The organism is Kitasatospora sp. NPDC051702, from assembly GCF_040681575.1.
Taxonomy (GTDB): Bacteria; Actinomycetota; Actinomycetes; order Streptomycetales; family Streptomycetaceae; genus Kitasatospora.
Genome location: NZ_JBFAZB010000035.1, coordinates 39,294 through 64,520 on the forward strand (window position 1 = coordinate 39,294; position 25,227 = coordinate 64,520).

Here is a 25,227-nt window from a genome sequence, read left to right on the forward strand (position 1 = left end):
GTCGGATCTGCTCGGAGAGGTGCCGTGAACAAGGTCGAGCTGAACCCCGACTCCGGCCCTGCGGCGAAGTTCGGCGTGTTCCTGCGTGGGCTGCGCGAGGAACGGGGGTGGACGCAGGAAGATCTCGCAGTCGCCATCGGCTACTCGCCGACCCACGTGTCGGCCGTGGAAACCGGTCGCCGACCCCCAACCCCTCGACTCGCACGTGAACTTGACAAAGCGTTCGGGCTGGACCGCGTGTTCGTCCGCAAGGCGCTCGACGTCAAGGACTCGGCGCTGCTCGCAGGCTTCCCGGAGTACGTGGCGCAGGAGGCAAGGGCTGCGGAGGTGCGGCTGTTCACGCTGGGCATCGTGCCCGGAGCGCTTCAGACCATGGACTACGCAAAAGCCGTCGCCGCAGGGGCAGTGCGTCGAGCCAGCATCACGCCTGAGCAGGCCGACGAGCGACTTGCTGTTCTGGCGAGCCGACAAGCAAAGCTGCGCCGGCACCCGCAGCCACTGATCCACGCAGTGCTGGACGAGAGTTGCATCCGGCGGCCGATTGGTGGACCAGGAATCATGGCTGGGCAGTTGGAGGCGTTGACCGCCTTCGCCGATCTGCCGCACACGGTCCTGCAGGTCGCACCACTCGCGATAGGAGAGGACCGGGCGTTCGACCTGCCGGTGTACATCCTCACATTCCCGGACCGGTCTCTGATGTCCTATGCCGAGAGCGCACAGCAGGGAAACCTCGAACGAGACAGCAGCGCGGTTGTGCCGATGCTCACGGACTACTATCAGTTGCAGGCCATGGCGCTGTCGCAGGCGGATTCCGTGGCTCTGATCAGGAAGCTAAGGGAGGAACTGCCGTGACCGCCAGCGAACCTGCGTGGTTCAAGTCCAGTTACAGCAGTAACGGTGGGGAATGCGTCGAGGTGGCGGGCAATCTGACTGCCGTCGACGCTGTGCCCGTCCGTGACAGCAAGGACCCTCATGGCCCGGCCCTGGTGTTCCCCGTGGAGGCGTGGTCGGCCTTCGTGTCGGCCGTGCGGGGCGGGGAGTTCGGCGCACTCTGACCGCAGTGACGAGCTGCCCCGGCCCGCCCGGGCCGGGGCGGCGCACGGCTCTGGCTCTGCCGAAGCCGTGGCCCCGATCAAGGGAGAGGCACTGCCGTGACCTCCAGCGAACCTGCTTGGTTCACCTCCTCCTACAGCAGTAACGGCGGGAACTGCGTAGAGGTGGCGGGCAATCTGGCGGCCGTCGACGCTGTGCCCGTCCGAGACTCGAAGGATCCCGGCGGCCCTGTGCTGGTTTTCCCGGTGAAGTCCTGGGCGAACTTCGTATCCGCCGTGCGGGGCGGCGACTTCTGCGCTGTCTGAACCGAACGAGCAATCCAGCTCGCTCGGCCAACACCGGGGTGATGCGCCGTGCAGTCTCCCGAGCAGCGAGTCGAGAGTTCATCCGGCAGGTTCGGAGAGGTTTTGAGGATGGATGACCTGGCAGGCGCCGCATGGCGCACGAGTAGTTACAGCGTCCAGGAAGGGCAATGCGTGGAGGTCGCGGACGGGTTCCTCGACCGAGTGCCCGTCCGTGACAGCAAGGACCCTCATGGCCCGGCCCTGGTGTTCCCCGTGGAGGCGTGGTTGGCCTTCGTCTCGGCCGTGCGGGGTGGGGAGTTCGGCGTGCTCTGACCGCAGTGACGAGCCGCCCCGGCCCGCCCGGGCCGGGGCGGCGCATGGCTGGCTTCCGCTGAAGCCGGCTGATCGCCCCCGCTCCGCGCGGGAAGTCGGTGTGGTCGACTTCCTGTGCGCGTGGCCTTTGTCGAAGGAGATGGGTTGACGTGACTGCCAGCGATCCTGTTTGGTTCACTTCCTCCTACAGCAGCAACGGTGGAGAGTGTGTTGAGGTGGCGGGCAATCTGACTGCCGCCGATGCTGTGCCCGTTCGAGACTCGAAGAACCCGAATGGCCCGGCCCTGGTCTTTCCTGTCGAGGCTTGGGCGGACTTCGTCTCGGCCGTGCGGGGTGGGGAGTTCGGCGTGCTCTGACGGGTCCGGGCGTGTCCCGGTGGTGCCGGGGCGTCAGGGTGTTCCAAGCTCCCCGTCGGAGTCTCAAGGGCTGGGCGATGTGCCGGGCCGATTCCCTGCACACGCAGGGGCCGCGGCAGGTGCGGACTGTGCGCGCTGTAGGCAGAGCGCCTTCCCCGTACCGGAAGCGTGCGGGCCGAACCCGTGGGGGCTCGTCGGCCGTGGTACCGGCTGAGGCCGGTCGGCGGCCGCATGAGGACGGACGCGGGAGGGCGAGGATGGCCTGGTACCAGGGGCCGAGCCGGATCACGGTGACGGCGGTGGACGGCCGGTGGCCGCAGCGGGCGGTGGTGACCGTGCGGGGCGCCGCGCCGGTGGAGCTCGCCGGTGACGTGGGCGCCGTGCACGTCGTCGACGCGGAGAGCTGGCACCTGGAGCTGGAGCACCGCCACCAGGGTGAATGGTGCCCCAACATTCGTGCCTTTCAAGGGCGTTGGCAGGAGACCCTGGGTGTGCCGACACAGGTCGTGTTCAGCCGCAACCGGGATGTGCCCGGCGACCGCCAGGACCGCAACCTGGTGCTCCGGATCGAACGGATCGGCGCGGGTGCGGCCGAGCGCCCCGTCGCACCCGCTGCCCCCGTCGCCCGGCCCACGGCCGCCGCGCACCGGGCGGCGGCGGCCTCGGCGGTCCCCGGAGCGGTGCGGACCTCGGCCGGGGGGTCGGCCGCGCGCGTGGGCGGGGCGGCCCGCGTGGTGACCGGCGGGACGGCCTCGTCGGGCGGTTGAGCGCCGGGGTGGCCGGAGGTCGGGGCCTGGACTTCATGGACACCTGTCCAGCTATGATGGACACCTGTCCATTAAGTTCGGGAGTTGATGATGCGCGTGACCGCCGACGTCCTGGTGGCCCTGGTGGCCGCCCTGCACGGGTACTTCCTGGTGCTGGAGATGTTCCTGTGGGAACGGAGGCCGGGCCGGGAACTCTCCGGCTTCGACGCCGAACTCGCCCGCACCACCGCACCGCTCGCCGCCAACCAAGGCCTCTACAACGGCTTCCTGGCCGCCGGACTGGTCTGGGGGCTCATCGCCGGGGGCTCGACCGGGCACCAGGTGCAGGTCTTCTTCCTGTGCTGCGTGGTGGTGGCGGGCCTGTACGGCGGTGCCACCGCCAACCGCCGCATCCTGGCCGCCCAGGCGCTGCCCGGGGCGCTCGCGCTCGGCGCCGTCCTGCTCGCCGGATGAGCCCCGTCCAGGAGCACGGCCCCGCCCAGGAGCACGGCCCTGCCCAGGAGCAGGGCTCGGCCCCGGCCCCCGCGCCCGCCCAGGACCCGAGGGCCGAGCGCACCCGGGCCGCCCTGCGCCGGGCCCTGCTGGAGGAGTGCGCCGAGCGCTCGCTCGCGGAGCTGAACGTCGCCGCGCTGGTGCGCCGGGCCGGGGTCGGCCGGGCCACCTTCTACGTCCACTACGCCGACCTGGAGTCGCTCGCCGTGGACGCCTGCGCGGACATCGTCCGCGAGGCCGTGGACGCCCTGCACGCCTGGCGCGGCCTGCCCGACCCGGCCTCCCCGCCGCCCGCGCTGACCGGCTTCTTCACCGAACTCCTCCCGCGGGCCCCGCTCTACCGGGCCCTGCTGGCGCCGGGCGGCGGCGGCCCGCTCGGTCTGGTGCTCACCCGCGACCTGCGCGAGCGCAGCCGCACCGAGCGGGCCCTCGCGGGCGCCCCGGAGCCGGAGCTGGTGGCCTCCGCGGTGGCCGGGACCTTCACCGGCGTCCTCGCCGACTGGCTGCACGGCCGGATCGAGGCGGACCCGGAGCGGATCGCCCACCAGGTCTGGCGGCTGCTGATCTCCCTCCACCGCACGCCGCAGCTCTGACCGTCGGAGGGGCCGGCGGGGTGCCGGCGGTGAGCGGGCCGGCGCCGGCCGACACCGGGCCGGGCACCGGTCGAGGCCCCCGGTGCCGGTCGAACTCCCGGCCGGGCCCCCGGCGCCGGCCTCCGGCGGCCGTGGTGGGAGTGTGGTGCCGGGGCGGACGGGGGAAGGCTCCCGCTGCCCGCCCCGCCGGCAGCAGCGCGACCGCCTCGTCCGATCGGATGGCCCTACGTGGACTCTCTCCTCCTCTCCCGCCGCGACCTCGACTTCCTGCTCCACGACTGGCTGGACGTCACGGCCCTCACCCGTCGCGCCCGGTTCGCCGAGCACGACCGGGACACCTTCGACGCCGTGCTGGAGCTCAGCGAGGCCGTCGCCACCCGGCACTTCGCCCCGCACAACAAGAAGGGCGACGCCGAGGAGCCCCGCTTCGACGGGGAGCGGGTGCACCTCATCCCGGAGGTGAAGGAGGCCCTGCGGGTCTACGCCGAGGCGGGCCTGGTCGGGGCGTCGATGGACCACGAGGTCGGCGGTCAGCAGCTGCCCGTCGTCGTCGCCAACGCCTGCCGGGCCTGGTTCCAGGCCGCCAACATCGCCACCGCCTCGTACCCGCTGCTCACCGTCGGCAACGCCAACCTGATCATGGCGCACGGCAGTCGGGAGCAGATCGACACCTACGTGCCGCCCATGGTCGAGGGCCGGTTCTTCGGCACCATGTGCCTGTCAGAGCCGCAGGCCGGGTCCTCGCTCGCCGACATCACCACCCGGGCGGTGCCGGCGGCCGACGGCACGTACCGCCTCACCGGCACCAAGATGTGGATCTCCGGCGGCGACCACGAGCTCAGCGAGAACATCGTCCACCTGGTGCTTGCGAAGATCCCCGGCGGTCCGGCGGGGGTGAAGGGCATCTCGCTGTTCATCGTGCCCAAGTTCCTGGTCCGGGCGGACGGCACCCCGGGGGAGCGCAACGACGTGGTGCTCGCCGGCCTCAACCACAAGATGGGCTACCGCGGTACCACCAACACGATGCTCAACTTCGGGGAGGGCCGGTACACCCCCGGCGGCGTTTCCGGTGCCGTGGGCCACCTGGTGGGCGAGGCGCACCACGGGCTGGCCTACATGTTCCACATGATGAACGAGGCCCGCGTCGGCGTCGGCCAGGGCGCCACGGCGCTCGGCTACACCGGCTACCTGCACGCCCTCGACTACGCCCGCACCCGCCCGCAGGGCCGCCCGCTCACCGGCCGGGACCCGAACGCCCCGCAGGTGCCGATCATCGAGCACCCGGACGTGCGGCGGATGCTGCTCGCGCAGAAGAGCTACGTGGAGGGGGCGCTCGCGCTCGGCCTGTACTGCAGTCGTCTGCTCGACGAGGAGGGCACCGCCGAGGACGAGGCCGAGCGGGCCCGCGCCCACCTGCTGCTCGACGTGCTGACGCCGGTCGCCAAGAGTTGGCCCTCGCAGTGGTGCCTGGCCGCCAACGACCTCGCCATCCAGGTGCACGGCGGCTACGGCTACACCCGCGAGTACGACGTCGAGCAGTTCTACCGGGACAACCGGCTCAACCCCATCCACGAGGGCACCCACGGCATCCACGGCTTGGACCTGCTCGGCCGCAAGGTCGTCATGGACGGCGGCGAGGGTCTGCGGCTGCTCCTCGACACGCTGGCCGCGACCACCCGCAGGGCGACGGCCGCCGGCGGCGAGGCGGCCGGGCTGGCCGCCCTCCTGGACGCCGCCGCGGAGCGGATCGCGCGGACCACCGCCACCCTCTGGTCGACGGGGGACCCGGGGACGGCGCTGGCCAACGCCACCGTCTACCTGGAGGCCGTCGGCCACGTCGTGCTGGCCTGGATCTGGCTGGAGCAGTTCCTCGCGCTGGGCGAGGGCACGGACGCCTTCCACGAGGGCAAGCGGCAGGCGGCCCGGTACTTCTTCCGATACGAACTCCCGCGGACCAGGCCTCAGTTCGACCTGCTGGACAGCCTTGACCGGACCGCGGCGGACTGCCGTCCGGAGTGGTTCTGACCGGCGAGGCCTCGCCCCCGGGTCGCGGACGGGTCGACGGGCTGACGGGCTGAGGGGGCCGGCGGCCTGCCGACCCGAGCCTCCCGGCCACCGGCGGGTCGTGACCGTGCGACGGGCGCCTCCCGATCTCGTCACCGTCCTGTCACACCCGGCCGCCCGGGGAACCGGCCGTGCAACGGCGGTGTGTACGGGGCGGGTGCTGGCGTCGGACCGGCACCGCTCCGTCCCTCAAGGAGGCGTCATGCAGGTCACGCAGCACGGGAAGAAGGCCCGAAGAGCCGCGGCCGCCGTGGTCTCGGCTGCCGCGGCAGCCCTGGTGATCACGGCCTGCGGGCCCGGGAACGACGAGCCCGCGGGCTCCGCGGCCCCGTCCGCGGCGGTCCCGGTCACGGCGGCCCCGGCCTCCCCGGCCGCGTCGGGTGCGGCGACCCCGGCCCCGGCCCCGACCAAGGGCGGCGCGCCGTCCGGCGGCACCGCCTCCGCCACCTCCGCCGGTGCGACGGCGCCGGCCTGCGCGGCCGGAGACCTGAAGGGCGAGGCCCACCAGGCGAAGCAGCGCCCCCCGGGCACGGGTATCGGGGCGGCGGTCGTCGCGTTCACCAACTCCTCCGCGCAGCCGTGCACCCTGCAGGGTTTCCCGACGGTGGCCGGTGCGGCCAACGGCTCCCCGGACCGCAACGCCCCGCTCGCGGTGACGCACAGCGGCACCGCCGCACCCGTCCGGCTGGCGCCGGGTGGGAAGGCCTGGGTGAAGCTGACCTTCGTCCAGGTCCAGGGCGAGGCCGACGGCTACTGCACTTCGGGCGCCACGCCGGTCGTCTACCCCACGCTCGTGCTGGGCCTGCCGGGCGCCGGCGCGCACCAGGTCGCCCTGGACGACGGCCTCTTCGCCGAGTGCGACAACAAGGTGACCACCACCGCGCTGCTGGCCACCAGCCCGTCCTGACACCTGACGGAGGATCCGCCCGGCGGCCGGCCCGCCGGCCGCCGGCCCGGGACGGACCCCGGGCCCGGCCCCGGGCTCAGGCCGGCTGTGCGTTCAGTCCGTCAGCCCGGCGGTGGCCCGCGGGCCGGGGCGGAGATGGGTCTGGGCGGGGCGGGGGAGGACGGCGGCCGGTGCGGTGCCGCGGAAGCCCCGGGCGAGGAGCCAGACGGCGAACGAGACCTCCCAGGCGAAGACCGGGAGCGCTGCCAGCTTCCCTGCGGTGGAGAGCTGTCCGTAGAGGCCGAACTGGACGGCGACGGCGGAGGCGGTGATCAGCGGCCCGCCGACCATCCCCAGCAGGGTGATCGCGCGGGGCACGGCTCCGCTGCGGTGCACGAGCGCCGCCAGCAGCAGGGTGTTGACGCCGAGGATCAGGTTGGGGCCGAGCAGGAAGGTCCAGTCGTGGACCGCGACGAGCGCTCTGGCCGCCGCGGCGTAGGACGCGGCTCCCTCGCCGTGGGCCGCCGAGACGTCCCGACGGAGCGTCACCACGGCGAGCAGGCTGACCAGGCCGAGGAGGATGAACGCGGCCTCCAGCAGCCGGACGCAGACGTAGCCGAGGGCGAGGCCCTCGTGCTGCCGTCGGATCACCGGGAAGAGCATGAACCCGGTGCCCGCCACGGCGAGGACCAGGACCACCTCGCACAGCGCCCCGAGCAGCACCCGGCCGTCGGCGCCCGCGCCCAGGACGTAGTCGGCGCTGCCGAGCACCGGCCGGTACAGCAGGACTCCGGCGACGGCGGCCACCTCGGTCACCAGGAACAGCACCCCCGCCGCCACGCCGTCGCGCCGGTCCGCGCTCGCCATCGGCCGGTCCGTAGTCATCCGGATCCTCCCCTGCTCCTCTGAGGTGTACGGCGTACACCTGTCGCTCAGGGTAGGCGTACGCCGTACACTCGTCAAGGTGAACAAGCCAGCAGACGGAACGCGGCGCACGCCGCTCAGCCGGGAGCGGGTCCTGCGCGCGGCGGTGGCCTTCGCCGACGCCGAGGGCACGGACGCACTGAGCATGCGCAGGCTCGCCCAGGAACTGGGTGTGGTGCCGATGGCGCTCTACAAGCACGTCGCCAACAAGGACGAACTCCTCGACGGCATGGTGGACCTGGTGGTCGGCGAGATCGGCCCGCCCGGCGAGGGCGGCTGGCAGCACGTGGTGCGCGAGCGGATCCTCTCCGCGCGCCGCACCCTGCGCGGGCATCCGTGGGCGGCCCGGGTGGTCGAGTCGCGGCCCGCCCCGACCCCCGCGCTGCTCGGCTACCTCGACTCCATGGCCGGCCTGTTCCGGGCTGGCGGCTTCTCCGTCGACCTCACGCACCACGCGATGCACGCGATGGGCAGTCGGCTGCTGGGCTTCAGTCAGGAGCTGTTCGACGACACCGCGGCCCCGCCGGACCCGGCGGTGCTGGCGCAGCTCGCCCGCGCCTACCCGCACATCGCCGAGCTGGCGGGGTCGGCCGGGCACGACGCCGGTTCGGCGGTCGGGGGTTGCGACGACCAGGCGGAGTTCGAGTTCGCGCTCGACCTGTTGCTGGACGGGCTCGAACGGCTGCGGGCGGGAGGGTGGCGGTAGCGGGACGAGCCCCCGGAGGTGGCGCCGGGGCGGCCCCGGGGGCCGGGGATCGTTCCGCGGAGGTCGTGCGCAGTCCCTTGACGGATTAAGTAATGATACTTAACTTCATCCTCGCGCCCCACCTCCCCGGTTCGCCCCCCACGCCCCCTCGGAGCCGTCCGTGTCCTCAGGCTTCACCCGAAGAATCGGCCTCTTCCGGGCCGTCACGATCAACATGAGCCAGATGTGCGGCATCGGGCCGTTCGTGACGATCCCGCTGATGGTCGTGGCCTTCGGCGGTCCGCAGGCCGTCATCGGCTGGATCGCCGGCGCGCTGCTGGCCCTCGTCGACGGCCTGGTCTGGGCCGAACTCGGCGCCTCCCTGCCCGGCGCCGGCGGCACCTACGTCTACCTGCGCGAGGCCTTCCAGTACCGCACCGGGCGGCTGATGCCGTTCCTGTTCGTCTGGACGGCGATGCTCTTCATCCCGCTGATCATGTCCACCGGCGTGCAGGGCCTGGTGCAGTACCTGGCCTACCTGTGGCCCGGCATGTCGACCCTCCAGGGGGACGTCGTCGGCGTCGCGGTGCTCGCCCTGGTCGTGCTGCTGCTGTGGCGCCGGGTCGAGGCCATCGGCACGATCACCGTCGCCATGTGGGTCGTGATGATCGTCTCGGTCGGTGCGGTGATCACCGCATCCTTCACCGACTTCGACCCCGCACGGGCCTTCACCTGGCCCGCCCACGCCGTCGAGGTCACCCACGGCCAGTTCTGGACCGGCTTCGCCGCCGGCCTGACCATCGGCATCTACGACTACCTCGGCTACAACACCGCCTCCTACCTGGGCGCCGAGATCCGGGACCCCGGCCGCGTCATGCCGCGCGCGATCATCTACTCGATCACCGCCATCATGGGCATCTACCTGCTGATGCAGATCGGCGTCCTCGGCGTCGTCGACTGGCGGGACATGCTGGACCCGGACAACGCGGCCGCCAAGTCGGTCGCCTCCGCGGTCCTCGAACGGACCTGGGGCAAGGGCGCGGCCGACACCGTGACGGTCCTGATCCTGATCACCGCCTTCGCCTCCGTCCTCACCGGCCTGCTCGGCGGCTCCCGGGTGCCCTACGACGCGGCCCGGGACGGGATGTTCTTCCGCTCCTTCGCCCGACTGCACCCCCGGCACGGCTTCCCGGTGCTCGGCCTGGTCGCCATGGGCACCGTCACCGCCGCCGGCTTCCTCTTCGCGCGGCACATCGGCAGCAGCGCCGAACACCCGCCGCTGAGCGTCCTGATCGCCCTGCTGACCAGCGTCATGGTGATCGTCCAGGCGCTCGCCCAGATCGCCGCGGTCACCGTGCTCCGCAGACGGCAGCCGGAACTCGCCCGCCCCTACCGGATGGTGCTCTACCCGCTGCCGAGCATCGTCGCCGCCGTCGGCTGGCTGGTCATCTACGGATACGCGGACAAGGCCAACGAGGGCGTCCACCCCGTCGAGTGGTCGCTGGCCTGGGTCGCCCTCGGCGGTCTCGCCTACCTGGTCTGGTCGAGGGTCGAGGGCGCCTGGCCGTTCGGGCCCAGGGAGATCCGGGAGGAGTACCTGGACGCCCAACGGGCCGACCCGCCCGCGACCCGCGTCGGACGATGACCGGGGCCGCCCCGGACGGGGCGCCGGCTCGATCCGTCCGGGCCTGCGGCCGCCGGGCGGCGTGGCCGGTGGCAGGAGCGGCCGGTGGGAGGCGTACGGGCTCGGCGGAACACGCCGTCAGCGCCCGCCCAGCTCCGGGTAGTAGTCGCGCTGGTACGTCGACAGGTCGGAGACGGCCAGTTCACCCGCACCCCAGCAGATCGGGCACACCTTCGTCGTGCGGCATTCCCCGCACCGCCGCTTCCGGCCGGCTTCGCCGGGCAACCACCCGCGGCCACCGCACCGGGGGCACCGGCAGTGGCCGTCGCACTCGTAGCAGAGGACGTAGCCGGGTGTGAGGGTCTCCTGCGTCCGCAGGGGTTCCCGCTGCTCCACCGGCTCCGACCCCCGGACCGGCTCCGACTCCCGGACCGGTAGTGGCTGCCGAACCGGCTCCGGCTCCCCGATCGGCTCCGGGTCCCGGAACGGCTCCGGCTCTCCGATCGGCTCCGGGTCCTGGACGGGTTGCGGCGGGTCCGGCTGTGGCGGGTCCGGTTGCGGCGGGCACAGCGCCAGTGCGGGCGTCCGGCCGCGGAAGACCACGGCGAGGGTGTCCTCGCTCGTCAGGATGCGGATGACGCTGCCGTCCCGCCGGGCGAGGAGTACGGTCCACAGCCTCCCGTCGTCGTCCTCCTCCGACTCCGTGACGTCCCAACCGGCCGTGCGGAGCAGGAAGGTCGCACGGGCGGCCGTCCCGGCGGCGGTACTGGTCGTCGGACGCTTGCCCTGGTAGTCCGTCGCGTAGTGGTGGCGCGGCGGCTCGCCCCCGTCGGCGACCTTCGGTTCGTCGAGGGTCAGCCGGCGGAGGTGGACGCGAACGGTCAGATCGGTGATCAGTGCGACCAGTTGTCCGCGCAGCGACCGGCCCAGCCGGTCCAGTTCGGCACGCGCCGTCGAAGTCTCGTCCATGTCGGCCCCCCGGCCCCGGAACGTATCACGGGGCCGGCTCCCGTGGCCGGTGCCGCTGCCCGGTGGTGGGCCGGCGGCACCGGGCAGCGGTGGCGCGGGGGTCAGGCCGTGGGCCGGGTCTCGGGGAGGCCGGGGATGTCGGCGGCGCTGGCCAGGACGTGGGTGTGCGGGTGCCCCTCGAAGTCGGCGCGGGTGAGCTCCCCGGTGAGGACGCCGACGACCACGCCGGCCCCGGCGTTGCTGCCGGCCTCGACGTCGACGACGGTGTCGCCGGCGGCCAGCACCCGGCTGGTGGCGACGACCCCGGTCTTCTCCATCGCACGGTGGATCATGTACGGCGCAGGGCGCCCGCGCGGGACCTCGTCCGAGGTCACGACCGCGTCGAGGTTGCCGCCCTCGCCGGTTGACCAGCCGAGCGACTCCAGCAGCGGGTACGCCACGTCATCGCTGAAACCGGTGGTGAGGGCGACCTTGATGCCGCGTCGGCGCAGCTCGGCCAGCGCGGCCTCGACGCCCGGTATCGCCTGCGGGGGAGTGGCCCGGTAGGCCTCGCGCAGGTACTGCGCGAAGGCGGCGTAGCTCTCCTCCACGAGCTCCGGGGTGGGGGTGCCGCCGCCGAGGCGGACCAGGGCGGCGATGGCCTCGCGCTTGTCGGTGCCCATCCAGGTCTGGAGGTCGGCCTCGGCGACGGCCACGCCGGTCCGCTCGACGGCGGTGCGCAGCGCCCGGTAGACGGCGCCGGACTCGTTGACGGTGGTGCCGGCCATGTCCAGTGCGGCGAGCTCGATCACGGTGTCAGTCCTCTTCGGTGCGGTAGCGGCCGACGACGGTGCGGCCTTCGATGGTGTTCTCGATGGTGAAGGTGGCCATGGCGGGCAGGTAGCGGTCGTCGGCGTCCTCCAGCGGCACACCGCTGCTCGACGTGGTGAGCCGCCGCACCCGCAGCAGCGGGGCGCCCGCGGGGATCCGCAGGAGCTCGGCGTCCTGCGGCTCGGCCGCGACGGCGTCGATGGTGTGCCGGGCGTGGTGCAGGTCGACGCCGCGGCGCAGCAGTTCCGCGTAGACGGATCCGGAGTCCGGGTCGAAGTCGAACAGGACGCGGCCCACCTCGTGGACGAAGGCGGAGCGCTCCAGCATGGCCGGGACGCCGTCCAGGAGCCGGAGCCGGACGAGTTCGACGACGGGTGCGCCCTCGGCGAGGCCGAGCCGGGCCGCCGTCTCCGGGGAGGCCCGGCGGCGGGCGACCTCGACGGTGCTCTGCCCCGGCTCGCGGCCGATGCCGTGGGCCCACTGGGTGAAGGACAGGAAGGTGGCGAACGGCTGGGAGGGGGCGGTGCGCCGGGCGACGGGCGGCTTCCCGCGCCCGCCGACGAGGCCGCCCTCGCTGCGCAGCATGGCCAGGGCCTGGCGGACCGGCCCCCGGGAGGTGCCGAACTCGGCGCAGAGCTGCGACTCGCTGGGCACCGGCTCGCCCTCCGGCCACTCGCCGGACTCGATGCGGCGCCGGAACTCGGCGCCGAGCCGCTGGTGGAGGGGGAGCTCCTCACTTGTCTTCACAAGTTGACTATGGCACTCGGTCCGGAACTTCTCAAGGCGGGCCCACCTGGGTGTTCGCCGGGTGGACAGCCGTCTCCGCTGGTCGTCGAACGGGTGAACAGGCGGTAACTTGTACAGACATCTCTTGACGTCGACGCCGATGAGACCGGAATCTGGAGCCATGAGCAGCAGCACCCCACCCACCGCCGCCCCCGCCGCCCCCCGCCTGACCGCCCCCCGCGCGACCGCGCCCGGCACGCCCGGACGCAGCGACGTGGTGATCGTCGGCGCCGGCATCATCGGCCTGGCCCACGCCTTCGAGGCGCTGCGCAACGGGCTGTCCGTGACGGTCGTCGACCGTGACCGGCAGCCGGTCGGCGCCTCCGTCCGCAACTTCGGCCACTGCTGCATCAGCGCCCAGGACGGCGAGCTGCTCGCGCTCGCCCAGCGCTCCCGGCCCGGCTGGCTGCGCGCCGCCGCGGCCGCCGGCATCTGGGCCGAGGAGGCCGGCACCCTGGTGGTGGCCCGGTCGGCGACCGAGGCGGCCGTCCTGGAGGAGCTGCACGCCGAGCGCGGCGGCGACGCCGTCCGACTGTGCACCGCCGCGGAGACCGCCGCGGCACTCGGCCGCGCCCCCGGCGCCGACGGCGACCTGGTGGGCGGCGCCGTCCTGCCCGCCGACCTGCGGGTGAACCCGCGCGAGGCGGCGCCCGGCCTGGCCCGCTGGGTGGCCGGGCAGCCGCGGGGCCGGATCCTGTGGGGCACCGCCGTCACCGGCGTCGAGACCGGCACGGTGCACACCACCCGCGGCCCCGTCCACGGCGACCGCATCCTGGTCTGCGTCGGCCACGACCTGGACTACCTGTTCCCCGACGTCGCCGAGGACCACGGCATCGAGCGCTGCCGCCTCACCATGGCGCGGGCCGAGGCCCCGGCGGCCTTCCGCACCGACTCCGCGGTGCTCACGGCGACCTCCATGCTCCGCTACGACGCCTTCACCGCCCGGCCGTCCGCCGCCGGGCTGAAGGCCGAGGTGCTGGGGCACAGCGCCGAACTGCTGGAGATCGGCGCCAACGTGATGTTCACCCGGCTCCCGGACGGCACCCTGCTGGTCGGCGACTCGCACCACTACGACGCCACCACCCCGCCGTTCATCGACGAGCGCACCTTCGAACTGCTCACCGCCGCGGTCGCCGGGGTCCTCGGCGTGCCGGGCCTGCGGATCCTCGAGCGCTGGCAGGGCGTCTACGCCAGCAGCCCGCGCGGCCCGCTGCTGGTGCGCGACCTGGCGCCAGGCGTGCGCGCCGTCTCCGTCACCTCGGGCATCGGGATGACGCTGTCCTTCGGCCTGGCGGCGGCCACCTTCGACGGGACCCTCGCCGCGACCGCCTGAGCCGGGCGAGCCCGGGGCCGGGCGGCGACGGGGCCGCGATGGGGCCGCAGTAGGGGCCGCGGTGGGGCCGTCAACCTGCCGGTCGGAGCCGGACCCTCAGCCGGGGCCGAGCGCCGCCAGCAGCTCCGGGCCCGACCACCGCCGCGCCGCGCCCGGACCGGCCCGCTCGGCCTCGCGGACCAGCTCGACCAGCCGGGCGTTGGCCGGCGCCGGCAGACCGTGGCGCCGGGCGAGGGCGATCACCTCGCCCTGGAGCGAGTCGATCTCGGTGGGGCGGCCGCGCTCCAGGTCCTCCCACATGGACGAGCGGGCCCGCTCGTCGATCCGCAGACCGGCCGCCGCCACCCGCCGGAAGAGCGCGTCGGGCAGCCCCAGCAGCCCGGGCGTCCAGCGCGGCGGCACCGGGCCGAGGCGGGCGGGCGCGACCCGGGCCGCCCGGAAGGCGGCCAGCGCCTCCCGCTGGCACCGGGCCAGGCAGGCCCGGTACGCCCGGGTGCCCAGCTGCTCGCGCAGCGGCAGGCCGGAGAGGGCGTTCACCGCGTTGTTCAGGTTCATCAGCAGCTTCGCGGCCTGCACCGCGGGCATGTCCGCGCGCAGCACCAGCCGGAGGCCGCCGGCCCGGGCCGCCGCCGCGAACGGCCGCGCCTCAGGGGCGTCCTCCAGCATCAGCGCACCGCCGCTGCCCTGGTGGACGGCGGCCGGCCCGCTGCGCAGCACGTTGTACGGGACCATCCCGGCGAGCACCCGGTGTCCCGGTAGCCCGGCCCGCAGTTCCGCGGTGTTGTGCAGGCCGTTCTGGAAGCTGATCACGGCCGCGCCGGGGGCCAGCCGGCCGGCCAGCTCGCGGGCGGCCGCCCGGGTGTCGGCGGACTTGACGGTCACCAGCACGTAGTCCGCCGTCGCGGCGGCGTCCGCGTCGGTGGCGACGGTCAGCCCGCGCACCTCCCGCCGCGCGCTGCCGGGCCCGGTCAGCGTCAGCCCGTCCCGCCCGACGGCCGCCATCGCGGCCGGCCGGCCGATCAGCGTGACGTCCGCGACCGCGGCGAGCATGCCTCCGAGGTGGCAGCCGATGCTGCCGGCGCCGAGCACCGCGATCCGCGCTCTCCGCTCCACTCGCAGCCCCACCCGTAGCTCCTTTCCGGGAACGGTCCGCCGACGCCCGGTCAGCCGGCCAGGTCCGGGTCGGTCGCGCGGATCTGCTCGAACAGCGGCTGCGCCTGGAACCAGCCGGCCAGCTGCCCGCCGACCTGCCCGCGGGTGATCAGCGCGGTCTCCCGGTCGATCGACTTCGGGCTGCCGGCCGCCATCGCGAGCAGCTGGGCCTGGCAGGAGCGCTCCATCGTGACGAACCACCAGACCGCCTCGGCGACGGACCCGCCGACCGTCAGCAGGCCGTGGTTCTGCAAGATCACGGCCTTGTACGCGCCCAGGGCGGCCGCGATCCGCTTGCCCTCGTCGACCTCGTTCACCACGCCGCGGTAGTCGCTGTACAGCCCGTGGTCCTCGAAGAACGCGCACGCGTCCTGGGTGAGCGGATCGAGGGTGATGCCGAGGCTGGAGAAGGCCTTGCCGTGCAGCGAGTGCGCGTGGGCCGCCGCGATCGCGTCCGGGCGGGCCGCGTGCACCTGGGAGTGGATCACGAACGCGGCCCGGTTCACCGGCCGGCTGCCGTGCAGCAGGGTGCCCTCGTGGTCCACGAGGATCAGGTCCGAGGCCTTGATCATGCTGAAGGGCATCCCGAACGGGTTCACCCAGAAGCGGTCGGGGTGTTCCGGGTCGCGCACGGTGATGTGCCCGGCCACCCCCTCGGAGAAGCCGAACCGGCCGAACAACCGGAACCCGGCGGCGAGTTGTTCCTTCCGGTACTGGCGTTCCGCGGCCACCGAGTCGAAGCTCGGCGGGAGCGGCAGGGTGACACCGGCGGGCAGTGGTCCGACGGCGGCGGCGAGCGCGGCGGGCAGCGGGGTGCCCGCGCCGGAGGGCGGTGGGGTGCTCATGGGCCCAGAAGATACAATGATGTATCCGATACGACAATGGATCCGATCTGCCGGCGGACCCGACCGGCGGCGACGCGACCGGCGTGGGACCGGATCTGCCGGCTCCGAGTGAACCGGGACGCCACCGATGCCCAAGGGTGAGACCAAACGACGTCCGCGCACCCGCGCCGCACTGCTCCGGGCCGCGCTGGAGACCTTCGCCGAACAGGGGTTCCGGGCCGCCACCATCGAGCAGATCTGCGAGCGGGCCGGCTACACCCGCGGCGCGTTCTACTCCAACTTCAGCAGCAAGGACGAGCTGTTCCTCGCGCTGTTCGACGAGCACAGCGACCGCATCGTCCGGCGGATGACCGACCTGGTCGACTCGATCGCCACCGAGGACCTCACCGTGCAGGCACTGGTCGACGTCCTCTGCGAGGTCGAACCGGCCGAACGCGACTGGTACCTCGTCACCACCGAGTTCACCCTGCACGCCATCCGCGACCCGCAGGCCGCCTGGGTGCTCGCCCAGCACGACGCCCGGCTGCGGGCCCAGCTGGCCCGGGCCCTCACGCACCACCTGGCGCGGGCCGGGCGCACCCTCACCGCGGACCCGGACGAGGTCGCCCGCCTGCTGGTCGCGATCCGCGAGGGCGGACTGGCCCAGAGCTACGTCGAACCCGGTGAACTGCCGCCGGGCAGGCTCGAACAGCGCTTCCTGGAGCCGCTGTTGACGGCGCTGACCACGGAGTCCGGCGCGCCCTGACGGCCGGAGCCGGCGCGCCCTGACGGCGGGCGCGGCGGCGTCGGGCCCCTCGGGGTCAGAGCCGGTCCGCCCCGTCCGCGGCCGGACGGCGGCCCCAGGCGGTGATCATGCCGGGGGAGAGGTCGGCCAGCTCCGGGGAGGCCAGGTAGGCGAGCGCCCGGTCGAGCTCGCCCGGTTCCAGGGCGGTGCCGGCCTCCAGGGCGTCGCGCATGCTGAGCCAGGTGCTCCGCCAGAAGGCGGTGACCGGCGCGTCGGGGGTCAGCGGCGGCACGTGGACCTCCGCGCCGACCTCGCGCAGGCCCAGGCCCCGCAGCACCTGCGGGTAGCGGGTCACCCAGGTGACGTCGGTGCCGATCCGCTCGCGCAGGGCCTGCCACATGGCCGCCATGGTGTGCCGGTAGGCGAGCTGCGGGGAGTCCGCCGTCGTCAGGTCGACGGCGTCGCCGACGACCAGCCAGCCGCCCGGGGCCACCCAGTCGGCCAGGCGCGCCAGCACCTCCGCGTGCTGGGGCAGGTGCATCAGGACGAAGCGGCAGTGCACCAGGTCGAAGCGGCCCGGTGCCAGCGCCGGATCGGTGACGTCGGCGGCCATCGTGTGCAGGCGGCCGACCGGGCGGGCGTTCACGAACCGCGGGTCGCGGTCGAGCGCCAGCACCTCGTCGACGCCGGCCTCCCCGGCCAGCCAGCGGCTGATCGTCCCGGTGCCGGCGCCCACGTCGAGGCAGCGCCACCCCGGCCCGACACCCAGGGCGGTGAGCCTGGCCCGGGTCACCGCGTCGTAGGCGAGGGCGCCGTAGTCGATGCGCTCGCCCTCGCCGGTCTCCTCCGGGGGGAAGAGGTCCGTGCCGTAGTGCCCCTCGTCCGGGGCTGCGGCAGCCGAGGACCGGGCGGCCCCGGCCCGGCCACCCTCGGGCCCGTCGTTCCGGGGCTGTTCGTCCAAGGGTCGGTCATCCACGGGAGCTCCTCACCGAAACACCGAAACGGGGCGGCGCGGCCCGGCGCCCGCCCGTCGCCCGGACAGCGGTCGACGACCTGTCACCGTCCCACCCGCGGCCGTCCCCAACCGCCCACCGCCCCGATCCGACCCGAACGGCCCCCGCCCGGCGGCCGGACGCCGGGCGCGACACGGCGGCCCCGGAACCGCGGAGTAGCCGCCGCCCGGGGGCAGAGTGGCCCCGTGAGTGAGAACGCTGTGCCGGTCGACGGCGAGGAGCACCGGGCCGGCTGGTTCGAGCTGTTCTTCGACCTGGTGTTCGTGGTCACCGTCGCCGTGCTCGCCCACGGCCTGCACGGCGACCCGGGCGCCGCGGACTTCGGCAGGTTCCTCGTCCTGTTCTTCCCGGCCTGGTGGGCCTGGGCGAACCTGACGGTGACCGTCAACGTGTTCGGCTCGGCGACGCCGCGGATGCAGGCCGTCCTCCTCGTGGCGATGCCCGGACTCGGCCTGATGGCGGCCGCCGCACCCGAGGGGCTCGGCGCGCGGGCGTGGGCGTACGCGCTGGGCGCGGCCTGGGTCCGGCTGGCCCTGTTCGGCATCTGGTGGGGCCACGCCCGGCGCCGGGACACCCCGCTGCCGCTGTGGCGCCCGCTGGCGTACTGCCTGCTGCCGGCCGTGATCTGGGGGGTCTCGGCGGTGTTGCCGAGCCCGGAGCGGTTCGTGCTGTGGGGTGTCGGGATCGCCCTGGAGGCGGTGCTGCTGGCCGTCCGGGCCGGGGTGTCGCCGGAGTTCTACGAGCGGATGTCGATCGAGCACCTCGTCGAGCGGATCGGCCTCTTCGTGGTGATCGTGCTCGGCGAGAGCGTCTTCACCGTGGTCTCCACGCTCGCCGACCACTTCACCGCCGCCTCGGCCGCCGCCGCGCTGCTGGGCTTCGTGGTGGTGGCCGAGCTGGCCCAGGCGTTCTTCCGCTGGGGGACGTCGGCCGCCGTCCGCGGGCTCGACCGGGCCCAGGCGGGCGGTGCCAACACGACGATCCGGGACACCGTGATGTACCTGCCGTTCGTGCTGGTCGCCGGTGTCACGGTGCTCTCGGGCGCGCTCGGCACGGCCGTCGCCGAACCCCGGCACCCCCTGCCGCCGGGCGCCCGCTGGGCCCTGTGCGGCGGGATCCTCGCCTTCTACACCGCCAACGCGGCCATCTCGCTGCGCTACGGGGACCGGGCCCGTACCGTCCTCGGCTGGTACGCGCCGGCCCTGGTCCTCGTCCTGGGGGCGCTGGCCCCGGCCGCCGTCCTGCTGCCGGCCTGGGGCGCGGTGGGGGTCGGGGCCGCCGTGGTGCTCGCGCTCACCGCGCTGGCCAAGCACCGCACCCGCGCCGGCTCCGGGGAGGGCTGAGCACGGGTGCGGACCCGGGGCGCAGCCCCCCGGGGCGTCCTCCTCGCGGGACCGGCTCCGCGAGTGCCGGGAACCGGCGGGTCCACCGGTGCCGTCAGCCGGACCGGCCCGCGCCGGTGCGGCGGGTGGCGATCAGGTCGGCGTACCGGCGGCCGCTGGTCTTCACCGTGCGCCGCTGGGTCGGGTAGTCGACGTGGACCAGGCCGAAGCGCTTGTCGTAGCCGTACGCCCACTCGAAGTTGTCCAGCAGCGACCACGCGAAGTACCCCGCCGGCGCGGCCCCCCGGGCGGCCGCCCGGGCGCAGGCCGCCAGGTGCTCCTGGAGGTAGTCGGCGCGCTCGGGGTCGTGCACGGCGCCGTCGGGGGCGACGGTGTCCGGGTAGGCGGAGCCGTTCTCGGTGACGAAGATCCGCCGCACCCCGTAGTCGTGCGCCAGCCGCACCAGCAGCTCCTCCAGGCCCGGGGCGTGGACCTCCCAGGGCATCGCGGTGTGGCGCGGGTTGGGGCCGGGCAGCTGGCGGAACCGGGGGGCCGGGCCGTGCGGGTCGTCGGCGACGATCTGGCGGAAGTAGTAGTTGAGGCCCAGCCAGTCCAGCGGCGCCGCGATCAGCTCCAGGTCCCCGTCCCGCAGCGGCAGGTCGACGCCGTACTCGGCCCGCATGTCCGCCGGGTAGCCGCGGCCGAGCACGGGGTCGAGCCACCAGCGGTTGACGTGGCCGTCGGCGCGGACGGCGGCCGCGAGGTCGGCTGGCGCGTCGGTCGCGGGCTCGATCGGGCTGAGGTTGTTGACGATGCCGATCCGCGCGCCGGGCGCCGTCGCCCGCAGGGCCCGGACCGCCAGGCCGTGCGCGAGGTGGAGGTGGCAGGAGGCCCGGACGGCCGCGGTGAGGTCGGTCAGCCCGGGGGCCATGGTGCCCTCCAGGTGCCCGATCCAGGCGGAGCAGAGCGGTTCGTTGAGGGTGGCCCAGTGCGTGACGCGGTCCCCGAGCCGCTCGCCGACCGCCGTCGCGTACTCGGCGAAGCGTTCGGCGGTGGAGCGGACCGGCCAGCCCCCGCGGTCCTGCTGGGCCTGCGGGAGGTCCCAGTGGTAGAGGGTCGGGAAGGGTTCGATGCCGGCGGCGAGCAGGCCGTCGACCAGCCGGTCGTAGAAGTCCAGGCCGGCCTGGTTGACCCGGCCGTCCGCGAGCGGCACCACGCGCGGCCAGGCGATCGAGAAGCGGTAGGCGTCCAGCCCGAGGGAGCCCATCAGGGCGACGTCCTCGGGCCAGCGGCGGTAGTGGTCGCAGGCGGTGTCGCCCGTGTCGCCCCCGGCGACCCGGCCGGGGGTGTGCGAGAAGGTGTCCCAGATGGACGGTGCGCGGCCGTCGGCGTCCACCGCGCCCTCGATCTGGTACGCGGCGGTGGCGGCCCCGAACAGGAAGTCGGCGGGCAGGGCGCTGAGGTCGGTCACGGGGCGGCCTTTCGGCGGGTCGGCGGGCTGGCGGGAGGAGGCTCCGGTGCGGGGGCTGGTTCCGGTCACTTGACGGCTCCGGCGGTCAGCCCGGCGACCAGGAAGCGCTGGAGCAGCAGGAACCCGGCGACGACGGGCACGCTCACCACGAGGGAAGCGGCCATCACCTGGTTCCAGTAGACGTCGCTGAGCGTCGCGTAGCCCTGGAGGCCGACGGCCAGCGTGCGGGTCGAGTCGTCGGTGAGGACGGAGGCGAACAGCACCTCGCCCCACGCGGTCATGAAGGCGTACACGGCGACCGCCACGATGCCCGGGCGCGCCGCCGGGACGATGATCCGCACCAGCGCCCGCACCGGCCCGCACCCGTCGACGAGGGCGGCCTCGTCCAGGTCGCGGGGGATGGAGTCGAAGTAGCCGACCAGCATCCAGATCGAGAACGGCAGCGAGAAGGTCAGGTAGGTGAGGATCAGTCCGCCGCGGCTGCCGTACAGCGGCACCCCGGTCGCGTTGCCGACGTTGACGAAGATCAGGAACAGCGGCAGCAGGAACAGGATCCCGGGGAACATCTGGGTGGACAGCACCGTCACGGTGAACAGCCGGCGCCCGCGGAACCGGTACCGGCTCACCGCGTACCCGGCGAGGATTGCGACCAGCACCGAGCAGACGGTCGAACCGGCGGCCACGATCAGGGAGTTGACGAGGTACCTGCCGAGCGGCACGGTGTGCCAGATGTCCAGGTACGGCCGGAGCGTCACCGTGCTCGGGATCCAGCGGAACGGGCCCTGGACGTCCCGGAGCGGTTTGAGCGAGCTGGAGAGCATCACCAGCACCGGGGTGGCGGCGAACACCGCCAGCACGGTGAGCAGGATCCGGCGCAGCCACCGGAAGGACGCGGACGCCCCGATCATCGCGCACTCCTCCGTCGTGGGGCCGCCCGCCGGGAGGTGAGCAGCAGGTAGCCGGCCGTCACCAGCAGCAGGAAGAGCAGCAGGAGCACCGACATGGCGGAGCCCGCGCCGAAGTTCCAGGTGACGAACGAGGACTGGTAGATGTGGACGGACACCAGGTCGGCCGCCTCCGGGGCGGACCTGCCGAAGAGCAGGTAGGGCGTGTTGAAGTCGTTGAAGGTCCAGAGGAACAGCACGAGCACCAGGACGAGGTTGACCGGCCGCAGCGACGGCAGGGTGATCCGGCGGATCTGCTGCCGGATGCCGGCGCCGTCGAGGGCGGCCGCCTCGTAGAGCTCGCGCGGGATGTTCTGCAGTCCGGCCGTCACGGTCAGGAAGGCGAACGGCCAGCTGCGCCAGACCGAGACGGTGACCAGGGCGGTGAAGCTGTTGTCGCCGAGCAGCCAGAACGGCTTGTCGTCGACCAGGTGGAGCTGGTCGTGGAGGACGTGGTTGAGCAGGCCGGTGTCCCGCTGGAACACGAACGACCAGGTGATGACCGCCGCGTACACCGGCAGCGCGTACGGCAGCAGGAACAGGGCGCGCAGCAGGGCGCGGCCGCGGAACGCGTCCTGCAGCAGGACGGCGGCCACCGTGCCGAGCAGCCAGGAGAGGCCGACGGCCAGGACGGTGAACGCGCAGGTGACCCAGAAGGAGTGCAGCAGCGCCCGGCCGACCGGGGCATGGAAGTCCACGGCCACACGGTAGTTGGTGAACCCGGACCAGGGTGCGGCGGACCAGTCGCGGAGGGTGAACTGGGTGAGCTGCTTGAAGCTCATCGCCGCGCCGACCACCATCGGGGTCAGGTGGACGAGCAGTTCGAGGAGCAGGGCCGGCAGGAGCAGCAGGTAGGGCAGCGCGGCGCGGCGGCGGGCGCGCCGGTCGGGGCGCTGGGGGCCGGCCGCCGGCGGCGGCGCGGGCGCGGGGGAGGCGGCCGGCGTGGCGGACGGGCGGGCGGTGGCGGGTCCGGACACGTCAGCGGGCCGGCATCTGCTGCTGGGCCTTGCCGAGCTCGGCCCGCACCGTGTCGTCGGTGACGGGCCGGCCCGCGGCGGCGGCACCCATCAGGTTCTTCACCGCGGTGCCGACCAGGGTCTCGAACTGGCTCTCCTCGGTGACCTGGGGCAGCGGCGCGGAGCTGGTCCTGAGCACGTCGGCGAGGGTCCTGAGCTCGGGCGTGGCGAAGGCCGGGTCGGCCTGGGCCTCCTTGACCGGCGGGATCGAGCCGTAGGCCCGGTTGAGCTGGACCTGCTCCTCGGTGCCGGTCAGGAACTTCACGAACTTCAGCGCGCCGTCGGCGTTGTGGCTGTTGCGGAAGACGGCGAGGTTGATGCCGGCGACCATGGAGGTGGTGGCCCGGGCCCCGGCGGCGCCGGCGGGCGCGGGGACGGGGGCGACGGCGTACTCCTCGGGCTTCATCCCGTGCGAGGCGAGGTTCGCCCCGGCGGACTGCCACAGCAGCATGGCGGCCCGGCCGGTGGCGAAGTCGGTGACGGACTGGTTGTTGCCGTACTCGGCGTTGCCCGGGGCGGCGATCTTCTCGGTACCGAGCAGTCCGACGTACTGCTTGACCGCGGCCACCGCGCCGGGGCTGTCGAAGGCGGGCCGGCCGGACGCGTCGAAGAAGTCGGTGCCCTGCTGCTTGGCGAGGGTGAAGGCGTGGTGGACGTTCTCGGAGACGTTGCCGCCCTCGAGGGCGAGGCCGTAGCGGTCCCCGGAGGTGAGCCGGTGCCCGTCGGCCACCAGCTCCTCCCAGGTCGCGGGCGGGTGGTCGATGCCCGCCTCGGCGAAGAGCCGCTTGTTCCAGTACAGGCCGTAGGCCATCGAGTAGAGCGGCAGGGCCGCCGGGTCCTGCCCGGCGGCGCCAGTGGAGGCGAGTGCGGAGGGCAGGAAGCGGTCCTTGCCGCCGGTCCGGTCGAGGGCGGCGGCGTCGAAGGGCAGCAGGGCGCCGGTCGCCTGCAGGGAGGCGGACCAGGTGTTGCCGATGTTGAGGACGTCGGGCCCCTGGCCGGAGGTGGTCGCGGCGAGGATCCGGTTCAGCAGGTCGGACCAGGGGACGACCTCCAGCTTGACCTTGATCCCCGTCTGCTGCTCGAACTTCTTCAACTCGGCTTCCAGGACCCGGCGGTCGTCGTCCAGGCTGGTGCCCTGGTTGGACGCCCAGTAGGTGAGCGCGGTGGGGCTGCTGTTGTCGCCGGCGCCCTGGCCGCCGCAGGCGGTGGCGGTGAGGACCAGTGCGGCGGCCAGCGAGGCGGCCGCGGCCGTGCGGCTGATGGGCATGATGGTGGCGCCCCTCTCGGACGGGTTCGGGGGAGGGAATGCGATCCGGAGACGAAGGGAAGTACGCTGTGCAGCGGCTTACTTCACGGCGTGATTTAAAGGCCGTGGGTCGCCACGCGTCAAGGGATCGGACAATCGGTGACTGATCGTCAGGAGGGGTGCCCGTGACCGGGCGAGGCTGGAACACGGTGCGCGACCTGCGCAGGGGCAGCCGGTCCACCGTGCTGCGGAGGCTGTACTTCGACGGGCCGCTCAGCCGGCAGGAGCTGGGCGCCCTCACCGGGCTCAGCGCGGGCTCCGTCAGCAACGTGACCGGTGAGCTGCTGGCCGACGGCCTGATCGAGGAGTGCGGCTCGGTGGGTTCCGACGGCGGCCGTCCGCGGACCATGCTGCGGGTCGCCGCCGGCCGGGCCAGACTGGTGGGCGTCGACGTGGGCGAGACCCAGGTCCGGGTCGGCCTGTTCGACCTGACCCGCACCGAACTGGCCGCCAGCGACCGGCCGCTCACCGACCGGGGCCGCGACGCCGGCCACGTGGCGGAGCTGATCCTCGCCGGCCTCGCCGACGTGCTCGAACGCACCGGCACCGCCCCCGGGGCGGTGCTCGGCGTCGGCGTCGGCGTGCCCGGCATCGTCGACCAGGGCGCCCCCGGCACGGACGGGCTGGGCGTCGTCGTGCACGGCCAGACCGTCGGCTGGGACGCCGTCCCGCTCGGCCGCCTGCTGCGCGCCGGCACCGCGCTGCCGCTGTTCGTCGACAACGGCGCCAAGACGCTCGGGCAGGCCGAGATGTGGTTCGGCGCCGGGCGCGGCGCCCGGCACGCGGTGGTGGCGCTCTTCGGCTCCGGCGTCGGGGCCTGCGTCATCGCCGACGGCGCGCGCTACCGCGGGGCGAGCAGCAGCGCGGGGGAGTGGGGGCACACCAAGGTGCACGTCGGCGGGCGGCGCTGCCGCTGCGGCGCCCGCGGCTGCCTGGAGGCCTACGTCGGCGCCGAGGCCCTCGTCGAACGCTGGGGCGCGGCCCCGCCGGGCGACGAGAAGGCCGGGCTGGCGGCGCTGCTCGCGGCGGCCGAGGCCGGGGAGCCGGCGGCCGTCGGACTGCTGGACGAGGCCGCCGAGTACCTCGGGGCGGGGATCGCCGACCTGGTCAACCTGTTCAACCCGGAGCGGATCGTGATCGGCGGCTGGGCCGGACTGCTGCTCGGGCCCCGGCTGCTCCCCGGCATCCGCGCCGCCGCCACCGGGTACGCGCTGCGCTTCCCGTACGAGCACGCCCTGATCGTGCTCGGGACCCTTGGGCCGGAGGCCGTGACCATGGGGGCCGCCACCCTGCCGCTGTCGGACTTCCTGGATTCCGGCGGGCGGACCCCGGATCGTTCGCATCTCTCCGATGCCAGCGCATAGTTCACGCCATGACGAAAGTGGGGCGGGACGGGTTGACAGTGCGCTGCGGCGGCCGGAGACTCCCCGTCAGGGACGGTCCCCGGACCAGAGGCCCGGGCGATCCCCCGACCC

General features: G+C 73.8%; 27 protein-coding genes. 16 read left to right on the top strand and 11 right to left on the bottom strand.

The features are described from left to right. Positions 1-24 precede the first annotated feature (24 nt). From AB0N04_RS26035 to AB0N04_RS26080, 10 genes are all read left to right on the top strand, one after another. Complete coding sequence (locus AB0N04_RS26035; RefSeq protein WP_360214658.1) at positions 25-852, top strand: helix-turn-helix transcriptional regulator; 828 nt, start codon at positions 25-27, stop codon at positions 850-852. Next, a complete protein-coding gene (locus AB0N04_RS26040) occupies positions 849-1,055 on the top strand; it encodes a DUF397 domain-containing protein (RefSeq protein ID WP_360214660.1) in 207 nt (68 codons plus the stop codon). Before AB0N04_RS26035 ends, AB0N04_RS26040 begins: the two co-directional genes overlap by 4 nt. Before the next feature lie 96 nt (positions 1,056-1,151). Next, positions 1,152-1,358 (top strand): DUF397 domain-containing protein, encoded by a 207-nt coding sequence (locus AB0N04_RS26045; RefSeq protein WP_360214662.1) that lies wholly within the window; start codon positions 1,152-1,154, stop codon positions 1,356-1,358. Positions 1,359-1,466: 108 nt separating this feature from the next. After that, positions 1,467-1,670 carry a DUF397 domain-containing protein gene (locus AB0N04_RS26050; protein WP_360214664.1) on the top strand — a complete coding sequence of 68 codons (204 nt, stop codon included), beginning with the start codon at positions 1,467-1,469 and terminating at the stop codon, positions 1,668-1,670. 149 nt (positions 1,671-1,819) lie between these two features. Next, positions 1,820-2,026: a DUF397 domain-containing protein gene (locus tag AB0N04_RS26055; RefSeq protein WP_360214666.1), complete on the top strand. Its 207-nt coding sequence runs from the start codon at positions 1,820-1,822 to the stop codon at positions 2,024-2,026. Positions 2,027-2,283: 257 nt separating this feature from the next. Next, positions 2,284-2,793 (top strand): hypothetical protein, encoded by a 510-nt coding sequence (locus AB0N04_RS26060; protein ID WP_360214668.1) that lies wholly within the window; start codon positions 2,284-2,286, stop codon positions 2,791-2,793. Positions 2,794-2,883: 90 nt separating this feature from the next. Then, a complete protein-coding gene (locus AB0N04_RS26065) occupies positions 2,884-3,246 on the top strand; it encodes a DUF1304 domain-containing protein (RefSeq protein ID WP_360214760.1) in 363 nt (120 codons plus the stop codon). Continuing rightward, the gene (locus AB0N04_RS26070; RefSeq protein ID WP_360214670.1) at positions 3,243-3,878 is read left to right on the top strand and encodes a TetR/AcrR family transcriptional regulator; all 636 of its coding nucleotides are present in this window, start codon (positions 3,243-3,245) and stop codon (positions 3,876-3,878) included. The genes AB0N04_RS26065 and AB0N04_RS26070 overlap by 4 nt, the downstream gene beginning before the upstream one ends. 228 nt (positions 3,879-4,106) lie before the next feature. Continuing rightward, a complete protein-coding gene (locus tag AB0N04_RS26075; protein ID WP_360214672.1) occupies positions 4,107-5,903 on the top strand; it encodes an acyl-CoA dehydrogenase in 1,797 nt (598 codons plus the stop codon). Positions 5,904-6,144: 241 nt separating this feature from the next. Continuing rightward, complete coding sequence (locus AB0N04_RS26080; RefSeq protein WP_360214674.1) at positions 6,145-6,849, top strand: DUF4232 domain-containing protein; 705 nt, start codon at positions 6,145-6,147, stop codon at positions 6,847-6,849. Positions 6,850-6,942: 93 nt separating this feature from the next. Here AB0N04_RS26080 and AB0N04_RS26085 read toward each other — a convergent pair whose 3' ends face one another. Further along, the gene (locus AB0N04_RS26085; protein ID WP_360214676.1) at positions 6,943-7,713 is read right to left on the bottom strand and encodes a DUF4386 domain-containing protein; all 771 of its coding nucleotides are present in this window, start codon (positions 7,711-7,713) and stop codon (positions 6,943-6,945) included. A 79-nt stretch (positions 7,714-7,792) separates the two neighbouring features. On the opposite strand from AB0N04_RS26085, the gene AB0N04_RS26090 reads away from it, so the two are divergent. Then, positions 7,793-8,458, top strand: coding sequence for a TetR/AcrR family transcriptional regulator (locus AB0N04_RS26090; protein ID WP_360214678.1), 666 nt, complete (start codon positions 7,793-7,795; stop codon positions 8,456-8,458). Positions 8,459-8,618: 160 nt separating this feature from the next. Then, positions 8,619-10,082 (top strand): APC family permease, encoded by a 1,464-nt coding sequence (locus tag AB0N04_RS26095; protein ID WP_360214680.1) that lies wholly within the window; start codon positions 8,619-8,621, stop codon positions 10,080-10,082. Positions 10,083-10,199: 117 nt separating this feature from the next. Here AB0N04_RS26095 and AB0N04_RS26100 read toward each other — a convergent pair whose 3' ends face one another. The 3 genes from AB0N04_RS26100 to AB0N04_RS26110 all read right to left on the bottom strand — a co-directional run bounded on the left by AB0N04_RS26100 (position 10,200) and on the right by AB0N04_RS26110 (position 12,587). Continuing rightward, positions 10,200-11,030 (bottom strand): hypothetical protein, encoded by an 831-nt coding sequence (locus tag AB0N04_RS26100; RefSeq protein WP_360214682.1) that lies wholly within the window; start codon positions 11,028-11,030, stop codon positions 10,200-10,202. A 101-nt stretch (positions 11,031-11,131) separates the two neighbouring features. Next, a complete protein-coding gene (locus tag AB0N04_RS26105; RefSeq protein WP_360214684.1) occupies positions 11,132-11,821 on the bottom strand; it encodes a phosphonatase-like hydrolase in 690 nt (229 codons plus the stop codon). Positions 11,822-11,825: 4 nt separating this feature from the next. Beyond that, entirely contained in the window at positions 11,826-12,587 is a 762-nt protein-coding gene (locus tag AB0N04_RS26110; protein WP_360214686.1) for a GntR family transcriptional regulator, read from the bottom strand. Positions 12,588-12,747: 160 nt separating this feature from the next. Here AB0N04_RS26110 and AB0N04_RS26115 point away from each other — a divergent pair, with 160 nt between their 5' ends. Then, complete coding sequence (locus AB0N04_RS26115) at positions 12,748-13,959, top strand: TIGR03364 family FAD-dependent oxidoreductase (RefSeq protein WP_360214688.1); 1,212 nt, start codon at positions 12,748-12,750, stop codon at positions 13,957-13,959. Positions 13,960-14,055: 96 nt separating this feature from the next. Here AB0N04_RS26115 and AB0N04_RS26120 read toward each other — a convergent pair whose 3' ends face one another. Next, positions 14,056-15,084, bottom strand: a complete 1,029-nt coding sequence (locus tag AB0N04_RS26120) for a 2-dehydropantoate 2-reductase (protein WP_360214690.1) — start codon at positions 15,082-15,084, stop codon at positions 14,056-14,058. 38 nt (positions 15,085-15,122) lie between these two features. Beyond that, positions 15,123-15,956, bottom strand: a complete 834-nt coding sequence (locus AB0N04_RS26125; RefSeq protein WP_360214692.1) for a class II aldolase/adducin family protein — start codon at positions 15,954-15,956, stop codon at positions 15,123-15,125. 127 nt (positions 15,957-16,083) lie between these two features. On the opposite strand from AB0N04_RS26125, the gene AB0N04_RS26130 reads away from it, so the two are divergent. After that, the gene (locus AB0N04_RS26130) at positions 16,084-16,701 is read left to right on the top strand and encodes a TetR/AcrR family transcriptional regulator (RefSeq protein WP_360214694.1); all 618 of its coding nucleotides are present in this window, start codon (positions 16,084-16,086) and stop codon (positions 16,699-16,701) included. Between the two features lie 55 nt (positions 16,702-16,756). Here AB0N04_RS26130 and AB0N04_RS26135 read toward each other — a convergent pair whose 3' ends face one another. Further along, positions 16,757-17,656 (bottom strand): methyltransferase domain-containing protein, encoded by a 900-nt coding sequence (locus AB0N04_RS26135; protein ID WP_360214696.1) that lies wholly within the window; start codon positions 17,654-17,656, stop codon positions 16,757-16,759. 222 nt (positions 17,657-17,878) lie between these two features. On the opposite strand from AB0N04_RS26135, the gene AB0N04_RS26140 reads away from it, so the two are divergent. Next, on the top strand, positions 17,879-19,036 hold the full coding sequence (locus tag AB0N04_RS26140) for a low temperature requirement protein A (protein ID WP_360214698.1): 1,158 nt from the start codon (positions 17,879-17,881) through the stop codon (positions 19,034-19,036). A 94-nt stretch (positions 19,037-19,130) separates the two neighbouring features. Here the strand turns inward: AB0N04_RS26140 and AB0N04_RS26145 are convergent, their stop codons facing one another. The 4 genes from AB0N04_RS26145 to AB0N04_RS26160 form a co-directional block, all read right to left on the bottom strand. Continuing rightward, positions 19,131-20,486, bottom strand: coding sequence for a GH1 family beta-glucosidase (locus AB0N04_RS26145; RefSeq protein ID WP_360214700.1), 1,356 nt, complete (start codon positions 20,484-20,486; stop codon positions 19,131-19,133). A gap of 65 nt (positions 20,487-20,551) precedes the next feature. Then, positions 20,552-21,394, bottom strand: a complete 843-nt coding sequence (locus tag AB0N04_RS26150; RefSeq protein WP_360214702.1) for a carbohydrate ABC transporter permease — start codon at positions 21,392-21,394, stop codon at positions 20,552-20,554. Beyond that, a complete protein-coding gene (locus AB0N04_RS26155) occupies positions 21,391-22,407 on the bottom strand; it encodes a sugar ABC transporter permease (RefSeq protein ID WP_360214704.1) in 1,017 nt (338 codons plus the stop codon). The genes AB0N04_RS26150 and AB0N04_RS26155 overlap by 4 nt, the downstream gene beginning before the upstream one ends. A gap of 1 nt (position 22,408) precedes the next feature. Then, entirely contained in the window at positions 22,409-23,713 is a 1,305-nt protein-coding gene (locus AB0N04_RS26160) for a sugar ABC transporter substrate-binding protein (RefSeq protein WP_360214706.1), read from the bottom strand. Between the two features lie 164 nt (positions 23,714-23,877). Here AB0N04_RS26160 and AB0N04_RS26165 point away from each other — a divergent pair, with 164 nt between their 5' ends. Further along, a complete protein-coding gene (locus AB0N04_RS26165; protein WP_360214708.1) occupies positions 23,878-25,116 on the top strand; it encodes an ROK family transcriptional regulator in 1,239 nt (412 codons plus the stop codon). Positions 25,117-25,227 lie beyond the last annotated feature (111 nt).

What these genes read in the sequence shown, in the direction of transcription:
- AB0N04_RS26050 (WP_360214664.1), top strand. Translation starts at nt 1,467, where the DNA reads ATGGATGACCTGGCAGGCGCCGCATGGCGCACGAGTAGTTACAGCGTC.
- AB0N04_RS26060 (WP_360214668.1), top strand. Translation starts at nt 2,284, where the DNA reads ATGGCCTGGTACCAGGGGCCGAGCCGGATCACGGTGACGGCGGTGGAC.
- AB0N04_RS26065 (WP_360214760.1), top strand. Translation starts at nt 2,884, where the DNA reads ATGCGCGTGACCGCCGACGTCCTGGTGGCCCTGGTGGCCGCCCTGCAC.
- AB0N04_RS26070 (WP_360214670.1), top strand. Translation starts at nt 3,243, where the DNA reads ATGAGCCCCGTCCAGGAGCACGGCCCCGCCCAGGAGCACGGCCCTGCC.
- AB0N04_RS26080 (WP_360214674.1), top strand. Translation starts at nt 6,145, where the DNA reads ATGCAGGTCACGCAGCACGGGAAGAAGGCCCGAAGAGCCGCGGCCGCC.
- AB0N04_RS26085 (WP_360214676.1), bottom strand. Translation starts at nt 7,713, where the DNA reads ATGACTACGGACCGGCCGATGGCGAGCGCGGACCGGCGCGACGGCGTG.
- AB0N04_RS26100 (WP_360214682.1), bottom strand. Translation starts at nt 11,030, where the DNA reads ATGGACGAGACTTCGACGGCGCGTGCCGAACTGGACCGGCTGGGCCGG.
- AB0N04_RS26115 (WP_360214688.1), top strand. Translation starts at nt 12,748, where the DNA reads ATGAGCAGCAGCACCCCACCCACCGCCGCCCCCGCCGCCCCCCGCCTG.
- AB0N04_RS26125 (WP_360214692.1), bottom strand. Translation starts at nt 15,956, where the DNA reads ATGAGCACCCCACCGCCCTCCGGCGCGGGCACCCCGCTGCCCGCCGCG.
- AB0N04_RS26130 (WP_360214694.1), top strand. Translation starts at nt 16,084, where the DNA reads ATGCCCAAGGGTGAGACCAAACGACGTCCGCGCACCCGCGCCGCACTG.
- AB0N04_RS26150 (WP_360214702.1), bottom strand. Translation starts at nt 21,394, where the DNA reads ATGATCGGGGCGTCCGCGTCCTTCCGGTGGCTGCGCCGGATCCTGCTC.
- AB0N04_RS26160 (WP_360214706.1), bottom strand. Translation starts at nt 23,713, where the DNA reads ATGCCCATCAGCCGCACGGCCGCGGCCGCCTCGCTGGCCGCCGCACTG.